This window comes from Hydrogenophaga sp. NFH-34, from assembly GCF_021401345.1.
In the GTDB taxonomy this organism is placed as follows: domain Bacteria; phylum Pseudomonadota; class Gammaproteobacteria; order Burkholderiales; family Burkholderiaceae_C; genus Hydrogenophaga; species Hydrogenophaga electricum.
Genome location: NZ_JACBGE010000001.1, coordinates 1 through 20,654 on the forward strand (window position 1 = coordinate 1; position 20,654 = coordinate 20,654).

Annotated in this window: 25 protein-coding genes; 14 read left to right on the plus strand and 11 right to left on the minus strand. The window is 69.3% G+C overall.

Features of this window, described 5'->3' with window-relative positions; all coding sequences use genetic code 11:
* Positions 1 to 182: 182 nt before the first annotated feature.
* The 6 genes from L0977_RS00005 to L0977_RS00030 all read right to left on the minus strand — a co-directional run bounded on the left by L0977_RS00005 (position 183) and on the right by L0977_RS00030 (position 5,779).
* Positions 183 to 1,055 carry an EamA family transporter gene (locus L0977_RS00005; protein WP_234262673.1) on the minus strand — a complete coding sequence of 291 codons (873 nt, stop codon included), beginning with the start codon at positions 1,053 to 1,055 and terminating at the stop codon, positions 183 to 185.
* Positions 1,056 to 1,154: 99 nt separating this feature from the next.
* Positions 1,155 to 1,772, minus strand: a complete 618-nt coding sequence (gene folE, locus L0977_RS00010) for a GTP cyclohydrolase I FolE (protein ID WP_234262674.1) — start codon at positions 1,770 to 1,772, stop codon at positions 1,155 to 1,157.
* Positions 1,769 to 3,013, minus strand: a complete 1,245-nt coding sequence (locus tag L0977_RS00015; RefSeq protein ID WP_234262675.1) for a GTP-binding protein — start codon at positions 3,011 to 3,013, stop codon at positions 1,769 to 1,771. The genes folE and L0977_RS00015 overlap by 4 nt, the downstream gene beginning before the upstream one ends.
* Positions 3,014 to 3,025: 12 nt before the next feature.
* Positions 3,026 to 4,057, minus strand: coding sequence for a metal ABC transporter solute-binding protein, Zn/Mn family (locus L0977_RS00020; RefSeq protein ID WP_234262676.1), 1,032 nt, complete (start codon positions 4,055 to 4,057; stop codon positions 3,026 to 3,028).
* 40 nt (positions 4,058 to 4,097) lie between these two features.
* Entirely contained in the window at positions 4,098 to 4,973 is an 876-nt protein-coding gene (locus L0977_RS00025) for a metal ABC transporter permease (protein WP_234262677.1), read from the minus strand.
* Positions 4,970 to 5,779, minus strand: coding sequence for a metal ABC transporter ATP-binding protein (locus tag L0977_RS00030; protein ID WP_234262678.1), 810 nt, complete (start codon positions 5,777 to 5,779; stop codon positions 4,970 to 4,972). Before L0977_RS00030 ends, L0977_RS00025 begins: the two co-directional genes overlap by 4 nt.
* Before the next feature lie 61 nt (positions 5,780 to 5,840).
* Here L0977_RS00030 and L0977_RS00035 point away from each other — a divergent pair, with 61 nt between their 5' ends.
* Genes L0977_RS00035 through L0977_RS00055 form a run of 5 tightly spaced genes read left to right on the plus strand, consistent with a single transcriptional unit; the run spans position 5,841 to position 9,063 of the window.
* Positions 5,841 to 6,341: a Fur family transcriptional regulator gene (locus tag L0977_RS00035; protein WP_234262679.1), complete on the plus strand. Its 501-nt coding sequence runs from the start codon at positions 5,841 to 5,843 to the stop codon at positions 6,339 to 6,341.
* Positions 6,338 to 7,006, plus strand: coding sequence for an ABC transporter ATP-binding protein (locus L0977_RS00040; protein ID WP_234262680.1), 669 nt, complete (start codon positions 6,338 to 6,340; stop codon positions 7,004 to 7,006). Before L0977_RS00035 ends, L0977_RS00040 begins: the two co-directional genes overlap by 4 nt.
* Positions 7,003 to 8,220: an ABC transporter permease gene (locus tag L0977_RS00045; protein WP_234262681.1), complete on the plus strand. Its 1,218-nt coding sequence runs from the start codon at positions 7,003 to 7,005 to the stop codon at positions 8,218 to 8,220. Before L0977_RS00040 ends, L0977_RS00045 begins: the two co-directional genes overlap by 4 nt.
* A 4-nt stretch (positions 8,221 to 8,224) precedes the next feature.
* A complete protein-coding gene (locus L0977_RS00050) occupies positions 8,225 to 8,467 on the plus strand; it encodes a hypothetical protein (RefSeq protein ID WP_234262682.1) in 243 nt (80 codons plus the stop codon).
* Positions 8,468 to 8,505: 38 nt separating this feature from the next.
* Positions 8,506 to 9,063 carry a DUF3299 domain-containing protein gene (locus L0977_RS00055; RefSeq protein WP_234262683.1) on the plus strand — a complete coding sequence of 186 codons (558 nt, stop codon included), beginning with the start codon at positions 8,506 to 8,508 and terminating at the stop codon, positions 9,061 to 9,063.
* 19 nt (positions 9,064 to 9,082) lie between these two features.
* On the opposite strand, the gene L0977_RS00060 is transcribed toward L0977_RS00055, so the two are convergent.
* The gene (locus L0977_RS00060) at positions 9,083 to 10,321 is read right to left on the minus strand and encodes an NAD(P)/FAD-dependent oxidoreductase (protein ID WP_234262684.1); all 1,239 of its coding nucleotides are present in this window, start codon (positions 10,319 to 10,321) and stop codon (positions 9,083 to 9,085) included.
* A gap of 119 nt (positions 10,322 to 10,440) precedes the next feature.
* Here L0977_RS00060 and L0977_RS00065 point away from each other — a divergent pair, with 119 nt between their 5' ends.
* A complete protein-coding gene (locus tag L0977_RS00065; RefSeq protein ID WP_234262685.1) occupies positions 10,441 to 11,403 on the plus strand; it encodes an AEC family transporter in 963 nt (320 codons plus the stop codon).
* Positions 11,404 to 11,415: 12 nt separating this feature from the next.
* On the opposite strand, the gene L0977_RS00070 is transcribed toward L0977_RS00065, so the two are convergent.
* Both L0977_RS00070 and L0977_RS00075 read right to left on the minus strand, forming a co-directional pair.
* The gene (locus L0977_RS00070) at positions 11,416 to 11,907 is read right to left on the minus strand and encodes an NINE protein (RefSeq protein ID WP_234262686.1); all 492 of its coding nucleotides are present in this window, start codon (positions 11,905 to 11,907) and stop codon (positions 11,416 to 11,418) included.
* The gene (locus L0977_RS00075) at positions 11,904 to 12,437 is read right to left on the minus strand and encodes a GNAT family N-acetyltransferase (RefSeq protein ID WP_234262687.1); all 534 of its coding nucleotides are present in this window, start codon (positions 12,435 to 12,437) and stop codon (positions 11,904 to 11,906) included. Before L0977_RS00075 ends, L0977_RS00070 begins: the two co-directional genes overlap by 4 nt.
* A 173-nt stretch (positions 12,438 to 12,610) precedes the next feature.
* On the opposite strand from L0977_RS00075, the gene rpsP reads away from it, so the two are divergent.
* The 7 genes from rpsP (at position 12,611) to L0977_RS00110 (ending at position 17,695) form a co-directional block, all read left to right on the plus strand.
* Positions 12,611 to 12,865, plus strand: a complete 255-nt coding sequence (rpsP, locus tag L0977_RS00080) for a 30S ribosomal protein S16 (protein WP_234262688.1) — start codon at positions 12,611 to 12,613, stop codon at positions 12,863 to 12,865.
* 15 nt (positions 12,866 to 12,880) lie between these two features.
* On the plus strand, positions 12,881 to 13,489 hold the full coding sequence (gene rimM / locus L0977_RS00085; protein ID WP_234262689.1) for a ribosome maturation factor RimM: 609 nt from the start codon (positions 12,881 to 12,883) through the stop codon (positions 13,487 to 13,489).
* Positions 13,490 to 13,565: 76 nt separating this feature from the next.
* Positions 13,566 to 14,372 carry a tRNA (guanosine(37)-N1)-methyltransferase TrmD gene (trmD, locus tag L0977_RS00090; RefSeq protein ID WP_234262690.1) on the plus strand — a complete coding sequence of 269 codons (807 nt, stop codon included), beginning with the start codon at positions 13,566 to 13,568 and terminating at the stop codon, positions 14,370 to 14,372.
* Positions 14,373 to 14,505: 133 nt separating this feature from the next.
* On the plus strand, positions 14,506 to 15,465 hold the full coding sequence (locus L0977_RS00095; RefSeq protein ID WP_234262691.1) for a hypothetical protein: 960 nt from the start codon (positions 14,506 to 14,508) through the stop codon (positions 15,463 to 15,465).
* 111 nt (positions 15,466 to 15,576) lie between these two features.
* The gene (rplS, locus tag L0977_RS00100; RefSeq protein WP_234262944.1) at positions 15,577 to 15,933 is read left to right on the plus strand and encodes a 50S ribosomal protein L19; all 357 of its coding nucleotides are present in this window, start codon (positions 15,577 to 15,579) and stop codon (positions 15,931 to 15,933) included.
* A 96-nt stretch (positions 15,934 to 16,029) separates the two neighbouring features.
* Positions 16,030 to 16,725 (plus strand): CoA pyrophosphatase, encoded by a 696-nt coding sequence (locus L0977_RS00105; protein ID WP_234262692.1) that lies wholly within the window; start codon positions 16,030 to 16,032, stop codon positions 16,723 to 16,725.
* Between the two features lie 43 nt (positions 16,726 to 16,768).
* On the plus strand, positions 16,769 to 17,695 hold the full coding sequence (locus L0977_RS00110; protein WP_234262693.1) for a CobD/CbiB family protein: 927 nt from the start codon (positions 16,769 to 16,771) through the stop codon (positions 17,693 to 17,695).
* 3 nt (positions 17,696 to 17,698) lie between these two features.
* Here L0977_RS00110 and rsgA read toward each other — a convergent pair whose 3' ends face one another.
* Both rsgA and L0977_RS00120 read right to left on the minus strand, forming a co-directional pair.
* Positions 17,699 to 18,667, minus strand: coding sequence for a ribosome small subunit-dependent GTPase A (rsgA, locus tag L0977_RS00115; protein ID WP_234262694.1), 969 nt, complete (start codon positions 18,665 to 18,667; stop codon positions 17,699 to 17,701).
* Positions 18,664 to 19,932, minus strand: coding sequence for a M48 family metallopeptidase (locus L0977_RS00120; protein WP_234262695.1), 1,269 nt, complete (start codon positions 19,930 to 19,932; stop codon positions 18,664 to 18,666). The genes rsgA and L0977_RS00120 overlap by 4 nt, the downstream gene beginning before the upstream one ends.
* A gap of 90 nt (positions 19,933 to 20,022) precedes the next feature.
* Here L0977_RS00120 and orn point away from each other — a divergent pair, with 90 nt between their 5' ends.
* The gene (gene orn, locus L0977_RS00125; RefSeq protein ID WP_234262945.1) at positions 20,023 to 20,595 is read left to right on the plus strand and encodes an oligoribonuclease; all 573 of its coding nucleotides are present in this window, start codon (positions 20,023 to 20,025) and stop codon (positions 20,593 to 20,595) included.
* Positions 20,596 to 20,654 lie beyond the last annotated feature (59 nt).

The following is a 20,654-nucleotide window of genomic DNA, read 5'->3' on the forward strand; positions in this document are numbered from 1 at the left end:
TGCGTTCTGTACTCAGTCACGGGCTCGATCACCCCAGCCGCTACCAAACTGCACGGGCCGGTCTGGCCGCCTCAACGGCGGCCACACTCTACCGCGCCAGTCAGATATGAAGATACAAGCCGTTGGGCGCTTGCAGCCGCTGTCAGGCCCGCGAAACCGGGCAACCAGGCGTTCGAGGGTGCTTACCGGAAGCGCTGGCGCAGTCGGGGCCAGAACAGGATGACGCACAGGCCGCCCAGCACCAGGGCGCCGGCCTGCAGTTTCCAGGCCGGCATGGCTTCGCCCAGCATCAGCGCCGAGGCGCCCATGCCGAACACCGGCACCAGCAGGGCCGTGGGCGCCACGGCGGCGGCCGGGTGGCGGGCCAGCAGCCAGTTCCAGGCAGCGTAGCCGAACAGCGTGTTGCCCAGCGCCTGCCACAGCACGCTGGCCCAGATCACCGGCCCCGCCGCCGACAGCGCCCCACCGATGGCGGCCGGCCCTTCCAGACCCAGCGACAGCAGCAGCAGGGGCGGCACGGCAAACACGCTGCTCCAGACGGTGAAGTGCAGCATGTTGACCTGCCCGGCGCGTTTGACCACCAGGTTGGCGCAGGCCCAGCAGAAGCCGGCACCGAGCACCAGTGCCACGCCCAGCGCCGTGACGGTGGCGTCCAGGTGGGTGGCGATCAGGCCCAGCCCACCCACGGCGAGCGCCAGGCCGGCGAGCTGGAACGGCTGCACCTTTTCCTTCATCAGCACCAGCGACAGGCCGATGGTGAAGAACACCTGCATCTGCACCACCAGCGAGGCCATGCCGGGCGAGATGCTGCTGCGCATGGCCAGGAACAGCAGGCCGAACTGGCCCACGCCCAGCAGCACGCCGAAGCTGGCCAGCGGCCGCCAGCCGATGGCGGGGCGGGGCACGAACAGCAGCCACGGCAGGGCGGAAAACGTGAAACGCAGGGTGGCGAACAGGAACGGCGGTAGCCCGTTGAGGCCCCAGCGGATGACCACGAAGTTGGTGCCCCAGACGGCGACAACGGCCAGGGCGAGGAGCAGGTGCGAGAAGGGCAAGGGCGGGCGGCGGTGTGGTAGGGCAGCCGAACAGCTTAGCGCAGGCACAGCGCCCCTGATCGGGGGCTGGTCAAACGGGGCGGGCCGGTTCGGGGCGCGTCAGGTGGCCGGCGTCCGGCCGGATCCCGAGCGGCCGATGCCTTGCCAGACGTCGCGGCGCAATTCGGGCGCATGCCGGAACCGGCCGACCCAGCGCTGGGTCAGCGTGGTGGAGCCGGGTTTGTGCACGCCGCGCGTCGTCATGCACAGGTGCTGCGCCTCGATCACCACCGCAACGCCGCGTGGCTGCAGGGTGTCCACCAGGGTGTCGGCAATCTGGCGGGTCAGACGCTCCTGGATCTGCAAGCGCCGGGCGAAGGCATCCACCACGCGCGCGATCTTGCTGATGCCCACCACACGGTCGCGGGGCAGGTAGGCCACGTGGGCGACGCCGATGATGGGCACCAGGTGGTGCTCGCAATGCGATTCGAAGCGGATGTCGCGCACCAGCACCAGGTCGTCAAAGCCGCCAGCGTCTTCAAAGGTCGTTGCCAGCAGTGCTGCCGGGTCTTCTTCGTGGCCGGCGAAAAAGGTCCGGTAGGCCCGGGCGACGCGGCCGGGCGTGTCTTGCAGGCCTTCCCGGTCGGGGTCGTCGCCCGCCCAGCGGATCAGGGTGCGGACGGCGGCTTCCACGTCGGCCTGCACCGGCCGGATGGGTGGGGGCGTGCGGGCATTCATGCGGCGGTCGCGGGGTGGGGGTCCCATGCGGGGAACGGGTCGGGCAGCTCGGCCCAGCCCTTGAGGCCCTTGCGACCTTCGGTGTAGTTCAGGTGCATGGCCCTCCAGGCCTGTTCGATGGCGGCGCGGTCCAGGTTCCGGCCGATGAACACCACCTCGTTGAGGCGGTCGCCCCAGGGCTCCTGCCAGCGCGCCTCGATGGCTCCGCGCTGCGGTGAGCCCTTGGGCGGCCAGTGGTCGCGCGGGGCGCTGGCCCACCAGCGGCCCACCGGTTCGTGGGTGGCGGTGTTGCCGGCGCGCGAATAGCTCACCACCCACTGCGCACGGCTGGCCAGCCAGACGTAGCCTTTGGCGCGGATCAGGCCGGGCAAGGGCTGGTCCATGAAGGTGGAGAAACGCCACGGGTGCAAGGGCTCGCGGCTGCGCAGCACGAAGCTCTCGATGCCGTAGGCCTCAGTCTCGGGCGTGTGCGCGCCTTCCAGTTCACGCGCCCAGCCGGGCATGCTGCTGGCACGCTCCAGGTCGAACCGGCCGGTGCCCAGTATCTGCTTGAGCGGCACCTGGCCGTGGTCGGCGTAGACGACCTCCGCGACCGGGTTCAGCGCCTTGACCACGGCGGTCACCTCGTCGCGCCGGGCCGCGTCCACCTTGTCGATCTTGTTGATGACCACCACATCCGCAAATTCGATCTGCTCGGTCAGCAAAGCGGCCAGGCTGCGGTTGTCTTCCGGGCCGGCGGTTTCGCCGCGCTGCTCCAGCAGGTCCGTGCTGCGGAAATCGGTCAGCAGGTTGAGCGCGTCCACCACGGTGACCATGGTGTCGATGCGGGCCACCTGGTTGAGCGACTCGCCCGCTTCGTCTTCAAAGTCGAAAGTGGCGGCGACCGGCATGGGTTCACCGATGCCGGTCGATTCGATCAGCAGGTAGTCAAACCGGCCTTCAGCGGCCAGCTTGCGCACCTCCAGCAGCAGGTCTTCGCGCAGCGTGCAGCAGATGCAGCCGTTGCTCATCTCGACCATCTTCTCTTCGGTGCGCGAGAGCGCGGCGCCTGCATTCTCGGCCCCACGCTCCACCAGCGAGGCGTCGATGTTCACCTCGCTCATGTCGTTGACGATGACCGCCACGCGCAGGCCTTCGCGGTTGGCCAGCACGTGGTTGAGCAGCGTGGTCTTGCCGGCGCCCAGAAAGCCCGAGAGCACGGTGACCGGCAGGCGCGTGTCGGTAGGGTGGTGGTCTGCCATGGGGGGATGGACTCAGGAACCCCGGACGGCACGCACCAGTGCCTGGGTGTTGTGGCGCATCAGGTCCAGGTAGGTCGCCGCCGGGCCTTTGGCGTCAGAGAGCGAGTCGGAGAACAGCGCGCCGGCCGGCTTGACGCCGGCTTCGCGCCCGAGCTGCTCGATCAGGCGCGGGTCGGCGATGTTCTCGACGAACAGGGCCTGGATGTTCTGCGCCTTGATCTGCCGCGCCAGTTGGGCCACGCCCTTGGCCGAGGCCTCGCTTTCCGTGCTCACGCCCTGCGGTGCGAGGAACTCGACCCCGTAGTCGCGGGCGTAGTAGCCGAAGGCGTCGTGCGAGGTGATGACCTTGCGCTGCGCCGGTGGCACGCCGGCCCAGGCCGCACGGATGTCCTGGTCCAGGGCCTGGAGCTTTTCGCGGTAGGCGCTGGCGTTGCGGCGATAGCCATCGCAGCCGGCCGCGTCGACCCGGCACAGGCCGCGTTCGATGTTGTTCACGTAGGTCTGGACCGCCTTCACGCTTTGCCAGGCGTGGGGATCGTTGGGGCCGTGGTCGTGGTCATGACCGGCATGGGCCGGCGCCTGGGCGGCCTTCGGGTGGTCGTGACCATGGGCGTGTTCTTTCTCGTGTTCATGATCGTGCTCATCGCCGTCTTCGTGCGCGATCGCGTCCACGCCCTCGCTGGCCACCACCCGCGGCCCCTTGAACTTGGTGTTGCGCAGCAGCCGGTCCATCCAGCCTTCGAAGCCCAGACCGTTGGCAAACACGATGTGCGCCTGCGCCACCTGGCGCGCCTGGGCCGGGCGTGGCTGGAACACGTGCGCGTCGGCACCGGGGCCGACCAGCACCTGCACCGCGACGCGGTCGCCGCCCACCTGCTTGACGAGGTCGCCCAGGATGCTGAAGGACGCCACGGCCTGGACGGCGGGTTGGGGTGTCGGTGCCTGTGCCTGGGCGGGTGCGGACAGGGCCAGCCAGCCGACGGTGGCGGTAGCGGCGGCGATCCAGGTGCGGCGGGACGCGAGGGCAGAACGGGCGGTGGGCATGGGGGTTCCTTTCGAGCGGTAGAACAAGGCGGGAGGGCGGTCAGGCCCGGTAATGGGTGGCAGAAGGCCGCTGGTGGCGCAGCGCGCCTTGCGGGGCGGCCATCAGCGAAAACAGGTAGGCCAGCCCGAGCGCCAGCACGATGGTCGGGCTGGTGGGAGTGTCGAACTGGTAGGACACGAGCAGCCCACCGGTGCTGGCCAGCAGGGCCAGGGCCACGGCCAGGACCAGCAGGGGCAGCAGCCGGCGCGTCCACAGGCGGGCGGTGGCGGCGGGCAGCACCATCAGGCCGACAGCCATGAGCGTGCCCAGCGCATGGAAGCCGGCCACGAGGTTGAGCACCATCAGCACCAGGAAGCCGTAGTGCGCCAGGGGCGAGAGGCGGCTGACGCTGCGCAGGAACTGCGGGTCGTAGCACTCCAGCAGCAGCGGGCGCCACAGCAGCCGCAGGGCCAGCAGGGTGACCACGGCGATGCCGCCCAGCAGGGTCAGGGTGGCGCTGTCGAGCGCGAGCACGGTGCCGAACAGCACGTGCAGCAGGTCCACGCTGTTGCCGCGCACCGAGACGATGAGCACGCCCAGCGCCAGCGACAGCAGGTAGAAGGCGGCCAGCGACGCGTCTTCGCGCAGCACGGAGTTGCGTGCCGCCAGGCCCGAGGCGGCGGCGACGGTCAGGCCGGCGGCGATGCCGCCCACCGTCATCGCACCCAGTGAAAGGCCGGCCACCAGGTAGCCCAGCGCCGCGCCGGGCAGCACCGCGTGCGCCATGGCGTCGCCCGTCAGGCTCATGCGGCGCAGCAGCAAAAACACGCCCACCGGCGCCGCGCTGAAGGACAGCGCGATGCAGCCGGCCAGGGCGCGGGCCATGAAGTCGAATTCGGCGAACGGGCCGATCAGGGGCAGGTCGGCGAGGTTCATGCCTGGACTGGCGCCAGGGGGGTGGCGGTGGAAAGGGGGGCGGGTGCGCACAGGGGCGCGTCTTCGTCGAACGGTTCGTGCAGCGCCAGCGCCTCGGCCCAGTGCGCGTCGCTCAGGGCCTCGGCCGTCGGGCCGTAGGCTACGCAGCGGCGTGCCAGCACCAGCGTCGTGGGGAAATGCGCCCGCACGAGGTCGAGGTCGTGCAGCACCGCGACCACCGTGCGGCCTTCGGCGTGCCAGCGGTGCAGGATGGCCAGCAGGTCGGCGGTGGTGCGGCGGTCGATGGCGGCGAAGGGCTCGTCCAGCAGCACGGTGGTGGCGTCCTGCAGCATCAGGCGTGCGAACTGCGCACGCTGCCACTGACCGCCTGAGAGCGCGTCGATGGGGCGTGCTTCGAAGCCCTGCAGGCCCACGGCGGCCAGCGCCTGCCGGGCGCGGTCGTGGTGCTCGGGGCGCAGACGCCCCCAGGCGCCGAAGGCGTGCCACAGGCCCATGGTCACCATCTCCAGCACCGTCACGGGAAAGCTGCGGTCGGCCTGGTCGTGCTGCGGCAGGTAGGCCACGCGAGGCCCGGGTTGTCCGGGCGCGGACAGCCCGCTGACGGTGCCCGTCATGGGGCGCAGCAGCCCGGCCAGGACCTTGAGCCAGGTGGATTTGCCGGCGCCGTTGGGGCCGACCACGGCCAGCAGGGTGCCGGCTGGGACTTGCAGGTTCAGGTGGTGCAGGGCCGGGTGGCGGTCGTAGCCGACGGTGAGGTCGCTGCAGGTGATGCCGCGCTGGGCAGGCAGGGAATCCGGGTTTATCATGTTGCAACTTGATTGCGTTAGCGAAATCATATCGCAACTTTGTTGCGTTAATGGCATCACCATGTCCTCACCTCCGTCCGGCAACCGCCTTCCCGACGACATCCTGGCCCGCATCAGCGCCGCGGGCCTGCGCCGAACCCTGGCCACCCGGGTGGTGCTGGGCCTGTTCGTGGCCGACCCCGGCGTCGTGCTCACGCACGCCCAGGTGCTGGCGCTGGTGCAGGCGCGCGGGCTGGATGTGAACCGCGTGACGCTCTATCGCCTGCTCGACCGGCTGGCCGCCTGCGGCGCATTGCAGCGCGAGACGGACGAGGCCACGCGCACCTGGCGCTTCCGGCTGGCGTCGGCGGCCGATGCCGATGGCCAGGCGCCGCGCTTCGAGTGCGACAGCTGCCACCAGCGCTTCCGTCTGGACGGCGCGAGCGCTTCCACGCGCGAACTCGCCGACAGCCTGTTTTCGCGGCTGGCCGCCCTGGGCCACCAGGGTGTGCGGCTCGAACTGGCGGTGCATGGCACCTGCGCGGGTTGCGCCGATCCGGCGGTCGACGCGCCGGCACCATGATCCGCACCCGGGATCTGACCCACGCCCATGCCGGCGCGGCGCCGCTGCACTTTCCCGATCTGGACCTGCCGGCTGGGCAGACCCTGTTGGTGCGGGGCGATTCGGGCTGCGGCAAATCCACCTGGCTGGCGCTGGCTTGCGGGCTGCTCACTCCCTTGGCGGGCGAGATGTGCGTGGGCGGCGTGTCGGTCGGGGCTTTGTCGCGACCGGCGCGGGACCGCTGGCGCGGCGAACAGGTGGGGTTTCTGCCGCAGCGCCTGCGCCTGAGCGACGCACTCAGCGTGGCCCAGAACCTTGAATTGCCCTTCATCGCCCGCGGTCTTCCGGTGGACCGGGTGGCCGTGGTGGCGGTGCTGGAGCGCCTGGGCCTGGCCGGTCTGGCGCGGCGCAAACCATCGCAGCTTTCGGGCGGTCAGGCCCAGCGCGTGGCGCTGGCGCGCGCCGTGCTGCAACGCCCAGCGCTGCTGCTGGCCGACGAGCCGACCGCGAGCCTGGACGACACCGCCTGTGCCCAGGTGCTGGCGTTGTTGCGGGAGACTGCCGACGCCGTGGGCGCCACCCTGGTCGTCGCCACGCACGATGCCCGCGTGGCCGCTGCCTGGCCGCAGGCGCGCGCACTGCGCCTGGCGCCCCACCCGCTGCCGGCCGGGGAGGCGGTGGCATGACCGATCTGCTGCGCCTGTCGTGGCGCTACCTCTGGTCGCGGCCGCTGGCGACCGTGCTCAATCTGTGGCTGCTCACGCTGGGGCTGGCCACGGTCGGCTTCGTGCTGCAGGCCCGTTCCGCCGTGGACCGGGCGTTCGCGCGCGATCTGGCCGGCATCGACCTCGTGGTCGGTGCCAAGGGCAGCCCGATGCAGTTGATCCTGGCCGGGGTGTTCCACATGGACGTGCCGCCGGGCAACATCCCGCTGGCCGAGGTGCAGACACTGGCCCAACACCCGATGGTGGCCCAGGTGGTGCCGCTGAGCCTGGGCGACAACCTGCAGGGGTACCGCATCGTGGGCACCACCCCCGATTACCCGGCGCTGTACGGCATGCAACTGGCCGCCGGCATCTGGTGGGCGCGCCCGATGGAAGCCGTGCTGGGCGCCCGCGTGGCCGCCGCGACCGGGCTGGGCGAGGGGCAGGGTTTTGTCGGCGCGCACGGGCTGGGCCGGGGCGGTGCCGTGCACGAGGAGGCCGCCTACCACGTGACCGGGGTCATGGCGCCCTGCGGCTGCGTGCTGGACCGGCTGGTGCTCACGCCGACCGAATCGGTCTGGCAGGTGCACGACGACATGCACGGCGCCGCCGACATGGACGCCGAGGACCTGGCCGCCCTGCAGGCCGACCGCGAAGTCACCATCGCCCTGGTGCGCTACCGCTCGCCGCTGGCCGCTGCCACGCTGCCGCGACTGATCAACGATTCGACCGGCCTGCAGGCGGCCGCCCCGGCGGTGGAGGTGACGCGCCTGCTGTCCATGCTGGGCGTGGGCACGCGTGTGCTGCAGGCCGCGGGCGCCGTGCTGCTGCTGGTGGCGGGGCTGTCCGTGTTCATGGCGCTGTGGCACGCGGTGCGCGAGCGCGCGGCCGATCTGGCCATCCTGCGCCTGCTCGGAGCCGGGCCGGGCCGGGTCACGGCCCTGTTGCTGCTCGAAGCGCTGTGGCTGGCCATGCTGGCCTGCGGCCTGAGTCTGCTGCTGGCGCGCGGGCTGTGGTGGGCGCTGGCCCGGCAACTGGCGGACGATCCGTCGGGCGTGGTGGCCATGGCGCCATCGCCGCTGTTGCTGGCAGGCGTGCCGCTGCTGGCACTGGCCGTGGTGTTTCTCGCCGTCCTGCTGCCGGCCATCGAGGCCTACCGGCAGGACGTGCACCCCTCTTTGAACCCCAGGAGTTGAACCGATGAAACGTGTGTTGACCATCACCGCGCTGGCCGCTGGCTTTGCGCTGCCCGTGTGGGCCCAGCATTCCGAACAGGAACTGAAAGAAGACATCCAGCGTCACCGCGCCATGGCCGCGGCACACGAAGCGGCCGCCAAGTGCCTGGAGGCCGGCAAGGGCGAAAAGGTCTGCATGGCGGAACTCCAGGCGGCCTGCAAGGGTCTGGCCATTGGCAAGTACTGCGGCATGCGCCATGTGCATTGACGCGGTGGCCGTCCTTCTCTGAACCGCCTGCTTTGCGCATGAAACGCCGACTGCTGTGTCTCGCTGCCCTGTCGGGGGCGCTGCTCCCGGGGGCGGGGGCACAAACCCTGTCGTCTCCGCTGGGGAACCCTGCCGGCCCGAGTGCGGGCAAGGGCGCGGGTGCGCCGGCGCCGGTTCCGCACGGTCAGGGGGCGGGCGTGCACAGCCCGCTGAGCCCGTTCGCTCCGCTGAAACCCCGGGTCGACGTGGTGGCCTGGTCGGTGCTGACCGATATCCGCACCGAGGTGCAGAACCGCCGCATCGTGCCGGTGTACCCGGCGGCGGTGTCGGCGCTGCACCAGAAGCGGATCAAGGTCCAGGGCTTCATGCTGCCGCTGGAGCCGGGCGAGCAGCAGCGGCACTTTCTGCTGGCTTCGGTGCCGCCCACCTGCGCGTTCTGCACGCCGGGCGGGCCGGAAAGCATGATCGAGATCCGCACCCGCGAGCCGGTGAAATACCGGCTCGACGCGGTGGTGGTGCAGGGGCAGTTCCACGTGCTGCGCGACGATCCCTACGGGCTCTACTACCGCATGACCGAGGCGGTGGGCACGCGCTGAACGCGCCACCTGCGCGGTTTCAGAGAAAACGCGCGGGCAGGTAGGGTGTGGGGTCCACCACCGGGGTGTCGCCGTCGATCTGTTCGGCCAGCAGCCGGGCGCTGACGGGCCCCAGGGTGAAGCCCTGGTGTCCATGGCCGAAGTGGAACCACAGGCCCGGGTGCCGCGGGGCCGGCCCGATCACCGGCTTGAGGTCGCCGGTGCAGGGGCGTGCGCCCAGCCAGGGTTCGGCTTCCACCGGCTCGGGCAGGTCGAACAGCTCGCGCGCCAGCGGTTCCGTGCGGGCCAGTTGCACCGGCGTGGCGGGGGCATCCAGGCGCGCGAACTCGGCTCCGGTGGTCAGGCGCACGCCGCGTTGCATGGGGGCCAGCACGTAGCCGCGTTCGGCGTCGAGCAGGGTCAGGACGGGGCCCGTGCCGCCGCGGTAGTGGCGGTGGTAGCCACGTTTGACGAACAGCGGGAAGCGGTAGCCCAGGGCCCGGATGGCCGCATCCGACCAGGGCCCCAGCGCGATGACCGCCTGTGCGGCTTCGATCGGACCGTCCGGGCCCTGCACCTGCCAGCCCGTACCGGCCGGGCGCAGCGTGCGGGCGTCGCCCTGGACGATGACGCCGCCGTGGCGCACCAGCAGGTCGGCATAGCGCTGCACGAGTTCGCCCGGGTCCGTGATCGACCACGGCTCCGTCCACTGCAGCGCCCCGGCCAGCCGGGGCTTGAGCGCGGGTTCGGCCGCGGCCAGCGCCTGGCCATCGAGCACACGGAACGGCAGGCCCCAGAGACGCTGCAGGCGTTCGGCGTCTTTCACCTCCTGTTCCAGCGCACGCGGGGTGCGGAATACCAGGCGGAAGCCTTCGCGGCGCACCAGGTCCTGCGCGCCGGCGGCTTCGATCAGCGGCGCGTGCTCTGCCACCGAGCGGCGCGTGAGCTGGCCGTACTCGCGGCAGATCTGCGCATAGCGTTCGCCGCGCGAATGGAACCAGTAGCGCGCCAGTGCCGGCGCCATCGCGGGCATGTCGCCCAGGTGGTAGTGGGCTTCGGTGGCGCGTTGCAGCGCCGTGCGCAGCAACAGGCCCGGGTCTGCCGGGAAGGGGTAGGGCTCCACCGCTTCGCACTGGATGATGCCGGCGTTGCCGTACGAGGTTTCGCGGCCGGGTTCGCGCCGGTCGACCAGCGTGACCGGGTGGCCTCTGAGCGCCAGTTGCAAAGCCGTGCAGGTGCCGACCATGCCGGCGCCCAGGATGAGGATGGGAGATTTCATGGGCTTCGGGACGTGGGCTCGGAGCGGGCGTGCGGGGAAACGGGATTATCCGGAAAGCACGGGTTCGCAGGCTTACCGACGGCCTGCGGGGTGATCGGGGCGACGCTACCATCGGCGCGGTGAACCTCGCCACCCACCCCGTTTTCGTCTCCCTGACCCCCGTCTTCCTGCTCATCGGCGCCGGCTACCTGGCCGGACGCCTGTCGTGGATTCGCGAATCCGCGGTGCGGGACCTTTCCAACCTGGTGTTTTTGCTGCTCATTCCGGCGCTGCTGTTCCGGACCATGAGTGCGGTGCACGTCGAGGCGCTGGACCTGCGGCCGCTGATGGCCTACTTCCCGGCAGCGCTGGCGGTGCTGGCCATCACCATCGCCTGGCGGGGCTTCAACCGGGCCAGCGTGGTCATGGCCATGGGCAGCGTGTTCTCCAACCTGGTGATGATCGGCATCACCCTGGTCGAACTGGCCTACGGCAAGCAGGCCCTGGTGACGCTGCTGACCGTGGTGTCGGTGCACGCACTGACGCTGCTGACAGTGGGGTCGGTGGTGCTGGAGCTGGTGGTGGCGCGCGAAGCCCGGGCCGGCGGCGAGGCGTCGCCACACATCCTGCAGACCGCCTGGTCGGCCTTCAAGGGCGCGTTGATCCACCCGATCCCGCTGCCCATTCTCAGCGGGCTGGCGTTTGCCCAGACCGGCTGGAGCCTGCCGATGGTGGTGGACAAGCCGCTGCAACTGCTGGGCAGTGCCTTCGGACCGATTTCGCTGGTGCTGGTCGGGGTGACGCTGGCGCGCACGCCGCTGCAGGGGCACTGGCGCGACGCGCTGTGGATCTGCGCCGTCAAGAACCTGGTGATGCCGCTGGCCGTGGGCCTGCTGGCCTGGACGCTGGGCATCACGGGCCTTCCGCTGACCGTGCTGGTGGTGGCTGCGGCCATGCCCATGGGGGCCAACGTGTTCCTGTTCGCGCAGCGCTACAACGTGGCCCAGGGCCTGACCACGGCGGCCATGGGGCTGTCGACCGGGCTCGCGCTGTTCTCCGTGAGCCTGGTGATGCTGCTCATGGGCTGGCTCAATCCGTTGTGAGAGCGCCGCCGGTCACTGGCTGATCTTGCGCGCTTCTTCGATCTGGTATTCGAAATACCGCTGGAAGCTGAAGGCCAGGCTGCTCATGAAGGCGATCGTGCCCGCCAGCAGCGCAAAGGCCAGCACGGCGATGGTGAGCCAGTTCGTGGCGCCGGCGTTCGCCTCGGGGTCGAAGCCGGCGTTGTACTGGCGGTTCCACTTTTCGCGGTCGGCCAGCGCGTAGACGATGGCGCTGAGACAGGCGGCCGCGATGGAAAAGCCCAGCAGCGGCACCAGCACCCAGGCCAGGTGATCGTCCTGGCCGTAGGTCTGGACCCGCTCCACGCCCAGCCAGCCCAGCGCCGTGGGCAGCGGGAAGAGCCAGCCGATCCAGTCGCCCCAGCCCCGCAGGTAGAAGCGGTGCAGGCCCAGCGTACCGCCCACGAACGCGATCAGGGCCGCCAGCGTCTTGTTGCGGGGGCGCCCCGTGGGCGCGCCTGTTGCGGAGGGCGTGGCACCGCTCATGCCGCCGGCTCCTCGGGCGGCGTGGTGTTGCCCGCGCCCAGGGTCTTTTCCATCAGCACGATGTCCAGCCAGCGACCGAATTTCCAGCCGCACGAGCGCATCACGCCCACGTGCGCGAAGCCGGCCGCCGTGTGCACGCCGACCGAGCCGGCGTTGGCCGAGTCGCCGATCACGGCCATCACCTTGCGGATGCCGCTGCGCTCCAGCGTGCCCAGCAGTTCGGCCAGCAGGGCGCGGCCCAGGCCGCGGCCGGCCGCTTCGGGCGCGAGGTAGATGGAGTCTTCCACCGAAAACCGGTAGGCCGGGCGGGGCTTGAACCAGTTGCCGTAGGCGTAGCCCAGCACCTGGCCGGTTTCTTCGACGACGAGCCAGGGCAGACCCTTGCTCAGCACGTCGGCACGGCGCAGCGCCATCTCGGCGGCGGTGGGCGGTGTGGTCTCGAAGGTGCCTGTGCCATGAAGCACGTGGTGGGCGTAGATGCGGGTGATGGCGTCGAGGTCGTCTTCGCGGCTGGGACGAATGAGGGGCATGGTGCGGGGGAAACGGTCGGGGTGGTGATTCTGGCTCGGCCGGCTATAATCGCAGGCTTTGCAGCGTTTCGCTGGCCGGGTGGTCAGTCGTGTGTCTCAATCGCTGCAGAACATGTCGGCACCCGGAGAAATTCATTTCCGGACCGGCCAAGTTACCACCCGAAGGATAAATCATGGTCGTCATTCGACTCTCCCGCGGCGGCGCCAAGGCTCGCCCGTTCTACAACATCGTGGTTGCCGACAAGCGCAATCGCCGCGATGGCCGCTTCATCGAGCGCATCGGTTTCTACAACCCCCTGGCCAAGGGCGGTGAAGAACCCCTGCGTATCGCCCAGGACCGCCTGACCTACTGGACCGGTGTGGGCGCCCAGGCTTCCGACACCGTGAACCGCCTGATCAAGCAGAACGCCGCCAAGGCTTCGGCCTGATCGGTTGCTGGCAACGTGAGCCACCCCAACGGCTCATCGAACGGCCCGTTCGAGGCATCGCCCCTGCCGGGGGATGCGGTCGAACTGGGCCGTTTTCTTGATGCCTGGGGCATCAAGGGCTGGGTCCGCATCCAGCCGCACAGCGCCGACACCCGGGCGCTGTTCGCCACCACCGAATGGTTTCTGTTGCCCCCCGAAGCGCGCTTCGGCAAGGGGTTTTCCGCGTTTTCGGCGCCAGTGCGCGTGCAGGTGGCTGACATCAAGACCCATGCGGATGGCATCGTGGCCCGTCTGCAAGGCATGGACGACCGCAATGCCGCCGAGGTTCTGAAGGGCGCCCGCATCCACGTCTCGCGCCAGGCCTTCCCGCCGGCGGAGGAGGGCGAGTACTACTGGGTCGACCTCATCGGCCTGGAGGTGGTCAACCGCCAGGGCGAGCACCTCGGCGTGGTGCGCGACCTGCTGCCCACCGGCCCGACTTCGGTGCTGGTGATGGACTGCACCGAGACCGTCGACGGCGTCGACAAGCCCGCCGAGCGCATGGTCCCCTTCGTGTCGGCCTACATCGACGACGTGAACCTCGCCGAGCGGCGCATCACGGCCGACTGGGGCCTCGACTACTGAGACCGTGCGCCGCCCGTGGGCGGTGCCGGCCGTTTGGGCCCATCGCTCACGCGCGCCGCCCGGCGACAATCCCGCCATGCGCTTCGACGTCATCACCCTGTTTCCCGAGCTGTTCGAGCCGTTTTTCACCAGTGGCATCAACCGGCGGGCGTTCGAATCCCGGCAGGTGGATGTGCGCCTGTGGAATCCGCGCGACTTCGCCGAAGGCAACTACCGCCGTGTGGACGACCGGCCGTTTGGCGGCGGGCCCGGCATGGTCATGATGGCCGAGCCCCTGTGGCGCTGCCTCCGGGCCATCCGTGCCGATCGCGGTGAGGTCGAGCAAGGGGCGCCCGGAGGGCGTGCGCCCGTGGTGCTTTTTTCGCCCATCGGCCGGCGGCTCGACCACGCGGCCGTGGCCGACTGGGCGGCGGACGCACGGGGTGCGGTGCTGGTCTGCGGTCGCTACGAGGGCATCGATCAGCGTTTCATCGACGCCTGCGTGGATCGCCAGATCAGCCTGGGGGATTTTGTGCTGTCAGGCGGCGAGATCGCGGCCATGGCCCTGCTCGATGCGGTGGCCCGTCTGCAGCCCGGCGTGCTGGGTGACGAGGGCAGCCATCAGCAGGACAGCTTCAATCCGGCACTGGACGGCCTGCTGGATTGTCCGCACCACACCCGGCCCGAAGTCTGGACCGGGCCGCAGGGGCCGATGGCGGTGCCGGAGGTGCTGCTGGGCGGGCATCACGAACGCATTGCCCGCTACCGCCGGGAGCAGAGCCTGCAGTTGACCGCACGCGAACGCCCCGACGTGCTGGCCACGGTGCGCGAAGCGGGCCGGCTCAGCCGCGCGGATGAGGCTTTTCTGCAACAGCGCAAAGTGCCCGCCGACGCTCGGCGCTGAATACTCCCCGGGTCTTCCCTGGGGTGCTCCCGCTGGTGACCTGTCAAGCAATCTGGTGCTTTCTTTGGGGGATTTCCCCGGACCTGTGACGCCCGCCACAGAACTAAAAAATCAAGCTACAAAAGGAAAGCACATGTTGGGCGTCGTGGCGGGCGTGACATGGACAGCCATGTTTCTGCTTTGGTACGGGTATTTGCGTGCCAAAGGGGTGGCTGCCGTGGTCTCCGGGGTGCTGGCCGGGGTGCTGGCGGTCTTGGTGAGCGGGGTGGTCGCGGATACCTTCTTGGTAACGGGGCACACGGTCTCCAGCCTCATGCCCACCGCGCTGGTTTTCGGGTTGGCGGCGTTGCTGCCTCTGGGGCGCCTCTGGCGTTCCTTGCGCGCGCAGGCCGAGGTGCCGCCGTCATTGATTTCCGAAGTGCTCGCCGAAGAAGAGTCCGACGCGATGCCTGCGTCTCGCGTTCATGCGGACATGCGGGAACAGGCAGGGCAGCTCGCGAAGCTGCGCGAGCATTGCCAACGGGTTTTCACCCAAGACCACATCACGCCGGAACGCGCTCGCGGTTTGCTGACCAGGCTGGAGGCGGTGAGCGCCGTGCGCAACGACAAAGACCTGTTCATGCTCATGCTGACGCTGCAAGAGGCGGTGGCGCACGAAACCATCAGCTTCCGGGAGCAGGAATCGGTCCGGTACTGGCTGGGCGTGGTGTGCGGCGAACAGGTGGTTCCGCCCGACTTCTGGCGCTACGACGAGGGGCAGACGGTGCAGGACGACGGGGTCGCCGATCCCCAGGAGGCGTGTCTGCTGGCCAATACCTCGCTGACCCGGGAAGGACGCTATGTGTTCGATTACCGCGATCCCCAGGGGCACCCGAGCACGCGACAGGTGGATGTTCTGTACGTCGACGGCGACTACATCGATGCCTTCGATCACCGTCACCAGTCCATCCAGACGTTCTGCAAAGGCCGTATCGATGGCAAGGTCACGGACGTCGAAACCGGGGAGGTGCTGGCGCCCTGGGAGATGACGCGCACCCGGTTGGGGATCGAGCGGGTGGGTAGGGAAGAGATCGGTCGGCGCGCCGATGTATAATCCAAGGCTTTTCGATCCTCTGGCCGGCCGTCGCGACCGGTGGTGCCTCCCGAGGCGCCAGGGAATCGCGGCCTTCAGTGCAGCGCGGCCATGATCGGTAAACAGGAAACCATGAACCTCATCCAGACCCTCGAGCAAGAAGAAATTGCTCGCCTGAACAAGACCATTCCCGCGTTTGCCCCTGGCGATACCGTGATCGTCAATGTGAACGTGATCGAAGGCACCCGCAAGCGCGTGCAGGCCTACGAAGGCGTGGTGATCGCCCGCCGCAACCGTGGCCTGAACTCCAGCTTCATCGTGCGCAAGATCTCCAGCGGCGAAGGCGTGGAGCGTACCTTCCCGCTGTACAGCCCGCTGATCGCCAGCATCGACGTCAAGCGCCGTGGTGATGTGCGCCGTGCCAAGCTGTACTACCTGCGTCAGCGCAGCGGCAAGTCGGCCCGCATCAAGGAAAAGCTGGGCGCCTGATCGCGCTTCTGCCGATCCCGGAAGCCCCTGTGCCCACCCGGACCAAAAGCCGCTCTCCGAGCGGCTTTTGTCGTTTCGGGCCTATGCTCGCCGCCCATGTCGCGTCTTCTGCCTGCCTTCGATCCCCGCCAGGTGCCCGTGTTGCCGGGCGTCGCCAGCACCGGCCTGATGCCCGCGCGGGCGGACCGGCTCACCGCCGACGGCCTGCGCCAGGTGTTTGCACACCCGCCGGTCTGGACGCCGGAAGTCCTGCGCGAACAGCGTTTCATGGACCGTTCGCCGGCGGAGGCGGCGGTGCTGGTGCCGCTGGTGCAGCGCGATCGCCTCCACCTGTTGCTGACCTTGCGGACCCAGCACCTGTCGACGCATTCGGGCCAGATTGCCTTTCCAGGCGGCAAGGTGGATGCGGAAGATGCCGATGCCACGGCGGCCGCCTTGCGCGAGGCGCGGGAAGAGATCGGCCTGCCTGCCGATCATGTGGAGGTGTTGGGGACCTTGCCCCTGTACGTGACCGGGTCGGCCTTTCACATCACGCCCGTGGTGGCGCTGGTGCGTCCGGGCTTCGCGCTGCAGCCCAATCCCGCCGAGGTGGACGATGTGTTCGAGGTCCCGCTGGACTTCCTCATGGATCCCGTCAATCACCACCGGCACGCATTCGACTGGGAAGGCGGGCGGCGCGAGTGGTATTCCATGCCGTACCAGGAGCCATCCGTCGGGGGCGAGCGCGAGCGTTTCATCTGGGGCGCCACCGCAGGCATGCTGCGCAACCTTTACCGCCTGCTCAGCGCCTGAGGTGCGAGCGGGAGATGGCCGGCACCGCCGGTATCATCGGCCCATGAGTTTTCTTGCCGTTCTTGTGGCCCTGTTGCTGGAGCAGGCGCGCCCCCTGGCTTACGACAATCCGGCCCATTCCCTGCTGCGCGGCTGGGCGCGGCTGGTGCGCCGCAACCTCGACGCCGGGGAGACGGCCCATGGCTGGCTGGCCTGGGGGCTGGCGGTGGGCGTGCCCGCGCTGGTTGCAGCCGGTGTCTTCTGGCTGGTGGACACCTTCAGCACCGTGCTGGCCTTCGTGTGGCTGGTCGTGGTGCTGTACGTCACCCTGGGTTTCCGGCAGTTCAGCCACCATTTCACCGCCATCCGGCAGGCCCTTGAACAGGGCGACGAAACCGCTGCGCGCCAGGGCCTGGCGCAATGGCTGCGCGTCGACGCGGCCAGCCTGCCGCGGGCCGAGTTGCTGCGCCAGGTGATCGAGCACTCGGTGCTGTCGGCGCACCGCCATGTGTTTGGCGTGCTGGTGTGTTTCGTGGTCTTCGGCATGCTGGGGCTGGGCCCGGCCGGGGCCGTGTTCTACCGGATGGCGGAGTACGTGGCGCGCACCTGGCGCCTGCGCCACGACGTGTCGTCCAGCCCGGCGCTGGAGACAGCGGCCGTCCGCGGCTGGGGCTGGGTGGACTTTGTGCCCTCGCGCGTGACCGCCGTCGGCTTTGCCGTGGTGGGCAACTTCGAGGAGGCGGTGGCGAGCTGGCGCAGCGACGCGCCCCAGTACGCCCCGGGCGGCGACGGGGTTGTGCTGGCTGCCACGGCGGGCGCCATCAACGTGCGCCTTCGGCCCTTGCCCGAAGGTGTGGTGCCCGACGAGTCGGTCGGCCGCGCCGAGCCGCAGCTGGCGCATCTGGCGTCGGTCGTCGGTCTGGTCTGGCGCAGCGTGGTGCTGTGGATGCTGGTGCTGGCACTGCTGACCTTCTCCGGTCTGCCGGCCTGATCTTCAGTAGCTGCGTTTGGCAGCGAGTTCGTCGAACAGCTCGCCATAGATGCGGTAGCGGCTGGCGCTGATGCCCGTGGCGGGCAGCGCTGCCGCCGGGTCCGTCTGCACGTGGGGAATCACCGCACAGCCGGGTTCGTGCCGGTGCGTGCAGTTGTGAAACCGGCATGCGCCCAGATGCTGGTGCAGGTCGGGCATCAGGCGCGCCAGGTCCATGGCATCGATGTGATGCAACCCGAATTCCTGGAACCCCGGGGAATCGATGAGCGCGGTGTGCCGCTCGCCATCGGTCCAGTACCAGGTGGTGCTGGTGGTGGTGTGCTTGCCGGAATTGAGCGCGCGTGAAATCTCGCCGGTCTCGGCCCGGGCGTGGGGCACCAGGCGGTTGACCAAGGTGCTCTTGCCGGCCCCCGAAGGCCCCAGGACCAGCGTGGTGTGCCCGTGCAGGCGTTCGTTCAGCGCGGGCAGGCCGCTCTCGTCGCCCGGGGCCCGCAGTTGCAGCGGCAGCACCTCGCAGCCCATGGCGCGGTAGGGGGCGAGCCGGTTCCAGGCACGGGCAAAGGCCGTTTCCAGGTCGCGCTTGTTCAACCCGATCACCACGTCGATGCCCGCTGCCTCAGCGGCCACCAGGGCCCGGGCCAACTGGCTTTCGGAGAACTCCGGGTCGGCCGCCACCAGCACCAGCACGCGATCGAGGTTCGCGGCAAACGACTTCGTGCGCACCTCGTCCTGCCGGTAGAACAGGTTGCGCCGGGGCTCCACCTGTTCGATGCTGCCTTCGTCACCGGAGGGCTGCCAGCGCACACGATCGCCGACCACGACCTCGTTCTTCTTGCCGCGGGGATGGCAGATGCGGCGTTGCCCATCGGCGCTTTCCACCAGACAGTGCCGGCCATAGGCGGCAACCACCAGACCGGATTCCAGCGAGGTGGTCGCCACAGGCGAGGGCGCGCGGCGGGTGGCGCGGCTCATGCCGAGGCACCTTGCAGCCGGCCGATGCGTTCGTGGGCCGGTGGGTGCGAGTAGTAGAAGCGGGCGTACACGGGGTCGGGTGTGAGCGTGCTGGCGTTGTCCTTGTAGAGCTTGAGCAGGGCGCTGGCGAGATCCTGGCCGTTGGTCTGGGTGGCGGCGTAGGCGTCTGCTTCGAACTCGTGCCGGCGCGACAGCTGTGCCATCAGCGGCGACAGGAAATAGGCCGGCAGCGGCACGAACAGAAGGAACAGCAGCAGGGCCAGGGCATCGTTGGGGGCGTCCAGTGCCGGCTGCACGCCCAGCCCGGTGTAGAACCAGGCTTGCTGCGACAGCCAGCCGAGCAGGGCGAAACCGATCAGGCTGACCGCTGCCATCAGCACCATGCGCTGGGCGATGTGTCGGCGGCGGTAGTGGCCGAGTTCGTGGGCCAGCACGGCGTCGATTTCGGGCGGGCTCAGTTGCTGCAGCAGGGTGTCGAAGAATACCACCCGCTTGGCGGCGCCAAAGCCGGTGAAGTAGGCGTTGGCATGGGCGCTGCGGCGGCTGCCGTCCATCACGAACAGGCCCTGGGCGGCAAAGCCGCAGCGCTGCATGAGGGCCGACACACGGGTCTTGATCGCTTCGTCGTCCAGGGGCTGGAAACGGTTGAACAGCGGGGCGATGAGGGTGGGGTAGATCACCATCAGCACCAGATTGAAGCCCATCCAGACCGCCCAGGCCCAGAGCCACCATCGCGGGCCCGCCGCGCCCATGAGCCACAGCACCAGCGCGGCCATCGGCAGGCCGATGAGGGCGCCGACCAGCAGGCCCTTGACCAGATCGGCCCACCACAGGGCGGGGGTGATGCGGTTGAAGCCGAAGCGCGCTTCAAGCCGGAAGGTGTTCCAGGCACTGAACGGCAGGTTGAGCACCGTGCCGATCAGGCCGAAGGCGCCCAGCAGGGCCAACTGCTGCAGCAGGCCAAGCCCCAGCCAGGTCAGCAGCGTCTGGTTGAGCAGGTGCAGGCCGCCCAGCAGGGTCCAGCCGAGCAGCAATACCGTCTCCCAGGACGACTCGAGCAGCCCGAACCGCAGGCGGGCCAGTGTGTAGGCGGCGGCTTTCTGGTGGGCATCCAGGCCGATGGTGGCGGCAAATGCGGCCGGTACCGCGTCCCGGTGCCGGGCCACGTACCGGGTCTGGCGGCTGGCCAGGACGGTGCGCACCACCAGGGTCAAAACCAGCAGGGCGCAGAACACGTAGGTGAAAAAGAGCGAGCCATTGTCCATGGCGGGAGTCTAGCGGGCGCGGCGGCGGTTGCCGTCGCAGTTGGCGCCCGGCCTTCGGCGACAATCGCCGCCATGAATGCGCCCATCCCGATGTCCGAATCCGCTGTTGCCCCTGTCGCGCTCGCCAAAAGCGACCTCAACCTGGTCTGGCTGGACTGCGAAATGAGCGGCCTCGATCCGGAAAAGGAGCGCTTGCTGGAGATGGCGGTGGTCATCACCAGCCCGGATCTGTCGCAGCGTGTGGAAGGGCCGGTGCTGGTGATCCATCAGAGCGACGCGCTGCTCGGCGCCATGGATGCCTGGAACAAGGGCACGCATGGCCGCAGCGGCCTGATCGACAAAGTCCGGGCGAGCACACTGACCGAAGCTCAGGCCGAAGCCGAGATGCTGGCGTTCATCGCCCAGTATGTGCCGCGCAATGCGTCGCCGCTGTGCGGCAACAGCATCGGGCAGGACCGGCGCTTTCTGGTCAAGTACCTGCCCAAACTGGAAGCGTATTTCCATTACCGCAACCTGGACGTGAGCACGCTCAAGGAACTGGCGCGCCGCTGGAAGCCCGAGGTTTACGCGAGCTTCAAGAAGCACCAGAAGCACACGGCGCTGGCCGACGTGCACGAGTCGATCGACGAGCTGCTGCACTACCGGGCGCATTTCCTGCGCTGAAGCCGTCATCGCCCGGTGGCGCGGCGCCGCCGGTTGGCCGCGTGTCAAAATTGCGGCCT